The following is a 6,520-nucleotide window of genomic DNA, read 5'->3' on the forward strand; positions in this document are numbered from 1 at the left end:
GGTCTCATCGGATGGCCCCCGTACTCCCCCCGTCGGCAGTCCTCCCGTGCGGGTCTCATCGGATGGCCCCCGTACTCCCCCCGTCGGCAGTCCTCCCGTGCGGGTCTCATCGGATGGCTCGCGGCCTCGGGGTGATGCCGGTCACTCGGGCGAGGCCCGTGACGGCGAGACCGAGGGCGTCGGCGACGTGCGAGGGCCGCGGCAGGTCCTTGAGGCCCAGCAGCGTCTGGACGCCGCGCTGGACCTGCGCCTTGCCGGCCGAGCCGCTGCCCGTCACCGCTCGCTTGACCTCCGACGGCGCCAGCGCCGTGACGCCGACGCCCAGCTGGCGGGCCGCGAGATAGATGACGCCGCGGGCGTGGCCCATGAGGATGGCGGTGCGCGGGAACTTGTACTCCGTGTAGAGGTCCTCGACCACAAGGAAGGTCGGCGTGCGCGCCTCGATGATCTGGAGCACGGCGCGGTAGATGGCGTTGAGCCGGGCCTCGAGGGGCTGGGTGCTGACGGTCGTGATCACGCCGGCATCAAGGACGGTAACGGCGCCCGGCGCGGCCTCGAGGACCCCGAAGCCGGTGGCGACGAGCCCCGGGTCCACACCCATCACGCGCAAGCCGCTAGGCCGCGGAGATGGCGTCGAAGACCTCGTCGGGAATGTCGTAGTTGGAATAGACGGACTGGACGTCTTCCTGCTCCTCCAGCGCCTCGATGAGCCGCAGCACGGCGACGGCGTCCTTGCCCTCCACCCGCACGGTGGACTGGGGGACCATGGCGGCTTCCGCCTCGAGCACCGGCATCCCCTTCGCTTCGAGCGCGTGACGCACCGTCTCCATTTCATCAGGCGTGGTGGTGATCTCGAAAACTTTTTCCACGGTCCGCATGTCCGTGGCGCCGGCCTCGAGCGCCTGCTCCAGCACCTCGTCCTCCTTGGACTTCTCGGCGTCCACCTGGATCACGCCGCGGCGGTCGAACATCCACGCGACGGAGCCCACCACGCCCATGCGGCCGCTCTGCCTCTCGAAGATGTGCCTGATCTCGGGCCCCGTCCGGTTCTTGTTGTCCGTCAGGACCCGCACCAGCACCGCCACGCCGCCCGGGCCATAGCCCTCGTACGTGATCTCCTCGTACTGCTCCCCCGGCAGCTCGCCCGTGCCCTTCTGGACGGCACGCTTGATGTTGTCGGCGGGCATGTTCGCCGCCTTGGCCGACTCGATCGCCGCCTTGAGCCGCACGTTGCCCTTGGGGTCACCGCCGCCGTGCTTGGCCGCCACCGTGATCTCTCGGAGGATCTTGGAGAAGAGCTTTCCCCGCTGGACGTCGGCCTTGCCCTTCTTGCGCTTGATCTGAGACCACCGGGAGTGACCGGACATGTCCTCACCTTCCCTCCTGGATGGATGCCTTGAGCCGCTTGACGCGCTCGATCCTGTGCGCCCGGCGCTCCTCGGCCTCGGCCCAGCGCCGCCTCTCGCCCGGGGTCTCGGGCACGAAGCGCGGGCACGGCCGGGGCCGGAGGTCCGGGCCGAGGTGGACGAAGGTCAGGTACGCCGTGCAGGCGTGGCGGATCTCCCCTGACCAGGGCACCTCGGTCAGAACCTTGACGCCGATCTCGAGCGACGAGCTGCCGACGTGGTTCAGCGCCGCCTTGAACGTGACGACCTCGTGGGTGGAGATGGGCGCGTAGAAATCGAGCGCGTCGAGGCACGCCGTCATCACGAAGCCCCGGTTGTAGCGCATGGACAGGATGCCGCCCGCCTCGTCGATGCCCATGAGGAGCTTGCCCGGGAACATGGTGTTCCCGAAGATCGTGTCCTCGGGCAGCACCGACCGGCAGGACTCGAACGCCCACCTGAGCTCCTCGCCGCTTTCGTCGCGTACCTGCGCGGCGGCCGACGCCCGGCGGCCGAGGCGCACGAGCCGCTGGCGCCGGCGCTCCTGCGCGGCGGCAACGAGCGCTTCCTCGACGGCCCCCTTGGGCGCGATGGCCGTGGGCACGGGCGTGGGCTTGAGGTGCTCGTCCACCTTCACGAAGACGAGGTGCGAGTTGAGAGTCATGGCCCGGGCCCCGGAGGCCAGGTTTTCGGCAAAGACCTGGACCCCCACCTCGATCGAGCAGCGCCCGATCGCCTCGACCTGAGCCCGCAGGACCGCGATCTCCCCCACCTTGACCGAGTGGAGGAAGTCGATGTCGTCCATGGCGCCGAGCAGGCACTGGCCGCGGGCCACGCGCGCTGCGGCCATGTTCCCCACGGTGGCTATCCACTGCATCATGCGTCCGCCGTGGATTTGCCCCGGCGCTCCCGCGTGCTCGGGGAACACCCACTGGACCATCTCGGTGACGGTGTCGTTGATCGATAGCATGGGTCAGCGCCGGGACAGGCGTAAGTCCTTCATTTATCTACCATGCGGCCCGCGCCAAGTCCAGCCGCGCGGCTGCCGCGTTACGGCGTGCGGGGCGCGGGCGGTTGAGCCTGAGGCGGGACCTCGACCCAGGCGCGGTCGAGACGGTGATTGCCGCTCGGGTGCAGCCGGAAGTTGCGCACCTCGGGCCGCGCCACGGCCCAGTGCAGGCGCACGTAGAGGGGTATCCACGGGATCTCCTCGGCGAGGAAGGCCTGGGCCCGAGCGTAGAGGCGCTGGCGCTCCGGCCTGAAAGAGATCTGGCTCGCGCGGATCAGGAGATCGTCGAGCCGCGGGTTCCGGTAGAAGGAGAAGTTGGTCGCGGTGGGCCCGCGGACCGCGCCCTCGCTGGTGGACAGCGGGTACAGGAGCAGGTGCGGGTCGCCCGCCTCCACCCTCGCCTCGGCCAGCGCCAGGTCGTGGGCGCCGCTCTGCATCGCCACGAGCGCCGCGTCCGTCGCCTCGGCCCGCACGCTCACCGCGATGGAAGCGGCGCCGAGCGCCTCCCGGATCGTCTCGGCCGCCCGCGCGATCTCGGGCCCCGCGCCCGCGTCGGCGACCAGGGAAGCCGTGAAGCCCTGGCCGACGCCAGCCTCCCCCAGCAGGCGCCGGGCCGCCGCGGCGGCGCCCAGGGCAAACGGCGGGGTCTCGGTCCACGCCCACACGCCGCGCGGCAGGAAGAGACCGAGGGCGACGGCCAGCGGCTCGAGCGACGTGGTGATCGCCGCGGGTGAGAGCGCGGCGGCGATGGCCTGGCGGACCTTCTTCCGCTTGAAGGGCTCCTTTTCGGTCTGCACGGCCAGGTAGCCGATCCGCCAGCCCGGCACCGACAGCGCCCCCTGCATCCGTGAGGGCGCTCCCGCCGGGACCAGGAGATCGAGGCCGCGCGAGTCGAGATCGGCCTCGGCCTTGGCGGGGTCGCCGGCGTCGAGCAGCACGACCCGCGCCGAACGCGGCGGAGCGGCCCAGTACGAGGGATTGGCGTCGAGCGTGATGCGGCCGGGGCTGACCTCGCTGACTGAATAGGGCCCCGTCCCGATCCAGCGCATGGCGCCCGTGCCCGAGTGCGCGACGGAGAAGACGGGGTGCGCGAGCACGGTGAGGAGCGGCGCGTACGGCAGGGCGAGGTTGATCTGCACCGTTCGCTGGTCCGGCGTGAGGATCTCCCTCACTACGCCGGGCGAACCCCGCAGGAGCCGGGAGGGCGCCGGGTTCGGCGAGGGCGCCATTGGGTGGCCGGGCACGATGATGCGGTCGAGGCTCTCCGCCACGTGGCGCGCCGCGAGCGGGGTGCCGTCGTGGAAGCGGACACCGTCGCGGATGCGGAAGGTCCACTGGAGCCCGTCGCGGGAGACCGTCCACGAGGTCGCCAACCCGGGCTCCACGTCGCTCGAGCCCTCGCGATACCGGACAAGGGTGTCGAATACCTGGCGCGCGATCAGGGGCACGGGGCCATCGAGAGCCGTGGCCGGATCCAATGCGGCGGGAATGGACGGCAGGCCGACCCGGAGCGGGACACCTTGGGCTGCAGCAGGAGCGGGCGTCGCGACGGCGGCCAGCACCGCCAGGACCAGGCCGCCGACCCTGCAGGACATGGAGCCTTTATATCAAAGTGCGCAACTCGATGTGCCGTGGCGCGGCACACGCTGCTCATCGTTTCCGCACCGGCGCGGCCATCTGCGGCGGGCATGGGGCTGTTCTCATGGCTTTCCGGCTCCGGCCCTTCCGTGGCACCAAACGTGCTTTGTTCTCTGGCAGGAACAAAGGGGCCCTTCGAGCCATCGCGGAACCGGCGTCGATGGCCGCAGGTTGCACTTGATGAGAGCCATCGGAGAAGCCGAAGGGGCGAAATGGAAAAAGTCGAATGAATTCAATAGCTCTGAACCGTCATTCGTGGCCAATTCCCTTGACTTGTTTCAAACCGGCCCCCTATACTGAGAAAACTTTCGGGACCACCGACTGAGAGCAGAGGCCGGCTCTCAGGAAGCGCCCACTGGACCACCAGAAAGGAACGGGCGAACATGAAGGAGTTCGAGAAAAAGACTCCGAGCCGGGAGCCGTCGTCCGAAGGGATGACGGGCCTGTCCAAGTTTCTGCCCATGTCCGATTCCAACTACCGCCGCCGGCTGACCGAGTACGAGGTCCAGGTCCAGGACCTCCAGGCCTACGTGCATTCGCTCGAAGCCGAGACCGGCCGCCTGCGCAAGAAGCTCGAGGACGCGCCGAAGGAGTTCATGGTCCTCGAGAACAAGCTGCGCGAGGCCAACCGCCAGCTCGTCCAGGCCTTCAACCAGAACGAGAAACTCGTCAGCGCGCTCTACGAGGCGCGGGAGCAGATCACCTCGCTGAAGGAGGAGGTCGACAAACTCTGCGCGCCGCCGTCGACGTACGGCGTCTACCTCTCGGTCAACGAGGACGGGACGGTCAACGTGCTGTCCCAGAGCCGCAAGGTCAAGGTCAACCTGCACCCGTCCATCAAGTCGGAGGGGCTCAAGCCCGGCCAGGAGCTGGTGCTGAACGAAGGGCTCAACGTCGTCGAGGCCGCGGGCTACGAGATCCAGGGCGACGTGGTCATCCTCAAGGAGCTGCTCGAGGAGGGCCGCGCGATCGTCACGCTCCGCGCCGACGAGGATAAGGTCGGCATCGTGGCCGACCCGCTCCGTTCGGTGAAGCTCAAGGTCGGCGACCACATCCTGATGGACGGCAAGAGCGGCTACCTGCTCGAGAAGCTGCCGAAGAGCGAGGTCGAGGACCTGGCGCTCGAGGAAGTGCCGGACATCAACTACGAGGACATCGGCGGCCTCACGACCCAGATCGAGGCCATCAAGGACGCGGTCGAGTTGCCGTACCTCTACGCCGACTACTACCGCGAGCACCAGCTGAGGCCGCCCAAGGGCGTGCTGCTCTACGGCCCTCCGGGCTGCGGCAAGACCATGATCGCCAAGGCGATCGCGAACAACCTCGCCCAGAGGATCTCCGAGAAGCGGGGCGAGAAGGTCAAAGGCTACTTCCTGAACATCAAGGGCCCGGAGCTGCTCAACAAGTACGTCGGCGAGACCGAGCGGAAGATCCGCGAGATCTTCGTCAAGGCCCGCGAGAAGGCGGCCGAGGACGTGCCGGTGATCGTCTTCTTCGACGAGATGGACGCGCTGTTCCGCACGCGCGGCTCGGGCATCTCGTCGGACGTGGAGACGACCATCGTGCCGCAGCTCCTGGCCGAGATCGACGGCGTCGAGCACCTGCGGAACGTCATCGTCGTCGGCGCCTCGAACCGCCAGGACCTCATCGACCCGGCCATCCTGCGCCCCGGCCGGCTCGACGTGAAGGTCAAGATCGAGCGGCCGGACCGCGTGGCCGCCGTGGACATCTTCAACAAGTACCTGACCGTCGGTCTGCCGATCCACCAGTCGGAGCTCAGCCAGCACGACGGCGACGTGCAGCCCGCGCTCGACCGCATGATCGCGGCCGCCGTGGAGGAGATGTACAGCCTGGACGAGGAGAACCGCTTCCTCGAGGTGACGTACGCCAACGGCGACAAGGAGGTCCTGTACTTCAAGGACTTCTCGTCGGGGGCCATGATCGAGTCCGTGGTGCGCCGGGCCAAGAAGCTGGCGCTGAAGCGCTACATCCAGTCGAGCGAGAAGGGCATCAACCTCGACGACCTCCTCAACGCCGTCCGCGAGGAGTTCAAGGAGAACGAGGACCTGCCCAACACGACGAACCCCGACGACTGGGCCAAGATCGCCGGCAAGAAGGGCGAGCGGATCGTCTACGTCAAGCCGCTGATGGGCGAGGCGAAGGAGAAGCAGCGGGCCGTCGAGCGGGTGATCAACACCGGCCAGTACCTGTAAGCATCCCGGCGGGAGGGGGGCATAAGCACCTCCTCCCGCCGTCTGTTCTCACCACGAGCTGTCGTCCGGGGGCTCCATGGCGATTCCGAAAGTGATGGGTATCGAGACCGAGTACGGGATCACGGTCAAGAACCAGCCCGACTTCAACCCGATCCTCTCGTCGCTCCTGCTCATCAACTCGTACGAAACGTACCGCTCCTCGCGCATCCGGTGGGACTACGAGGCCGAGAGCCCCCTCCGGGACGCGCGCGGCTTCGAGTACATGGAGGAGAAGG

6 protein-coding genes are annotated in these 6,520 nt (G+C 68.3%); 2 read left to right on the plus strand and 4 right to left on the minus strand.

Features of this window, described 5'->3' with window-relative positions; all coding sequences use genetic code 11:
• Nucleotides 1–106 precede the first annotated feature (106 nt).
• From Q7W02_07160 to Q7W02_07175, 4 genes are all read right to left on the minus strand, one after another.
• The gene (locus Q7W02_07160) at nucleotides 107–601 is read right to left on the minus strand and encodes a crossover junction endodeoxyribonuclease RuvC (GenBank protein ID MDO8475968.1); all 495 of its coding nucleotides are present in this window, start codon (nucleotides 599–601) and stop codon (nucleotides 107–109) included.
• Nucleotides 602–614: 13 nt separating this feature from the next.
• Complete coding sequence (locus Q7W02_07165; protein ID MDO8475969.1) at nucleotides 615–1,367, minus strand: YebC/PmpR family DNA-binding transcriptional regulator; 753 nt, start codon at nucleotides 1,365–1,367, stop codon at nucleotides 615–617.
• A 4-nt stretch (nucleotides 1,368–1,371) separates the two neighbouring features.
• On the minus strand, nucleotides 1,372–2,355 hold the full coding sequence (locus tag Q7W02_07170) for a hotdog domain-containing protein (GenBank protein MDO8475970.1): 984 nt from the start codon (nucleotides 2,353–2,355) through the stop codon (nucleotides 1,372–1,374).
• 80 nt (nucleotides 2,356–2,435) lie between these two features.
• Nucleotides 2,436–3,989, minus strand: coding sequence for an ABC transporter substrate-binding protein (locus Q7W02_07175; GenBank protein ID MDO8475971.1), 1,554 nt, complete (start codon nucleotides 3,987–3,989; stop codon nucleotides 2,436–2,438).
• Nucleotides 3,990–4,493: 504 nt separating this feature from the next.
• Between Q7W02_07175 and arc the strand changes: the two genes are divergently transcribed.
• Nucleotides 4,494–6,245, plus strand: coding sequence for a proteasome ATPase (arc, locus tag Q7W02_07180; protein ID MDO8475972.1), 1,752 nt, complete (start codon nucleotides 4,494–4,496; stop codon nucleotides 6,243–6,245).
• Nucleotides 6,246–6,321: 76 nt separating this feature from the next.
• On the plus strand, nucleotides 6,322–6,520 hold a 199-nt coding region (locus Q7W02_07185; GenBank protein MDO8475973.1), incomplete at its 3' end, for a proteasome accessory factor PafA2 family protein.

This window comes from Candidatus Rokuibacteriota bacterium (assembly GCA_030647435.1).
Lineage (GTDB): Bacteria > Methylomirabilota > Methylomirabilia > Rokubacteriales > CSP1-6 > AR37.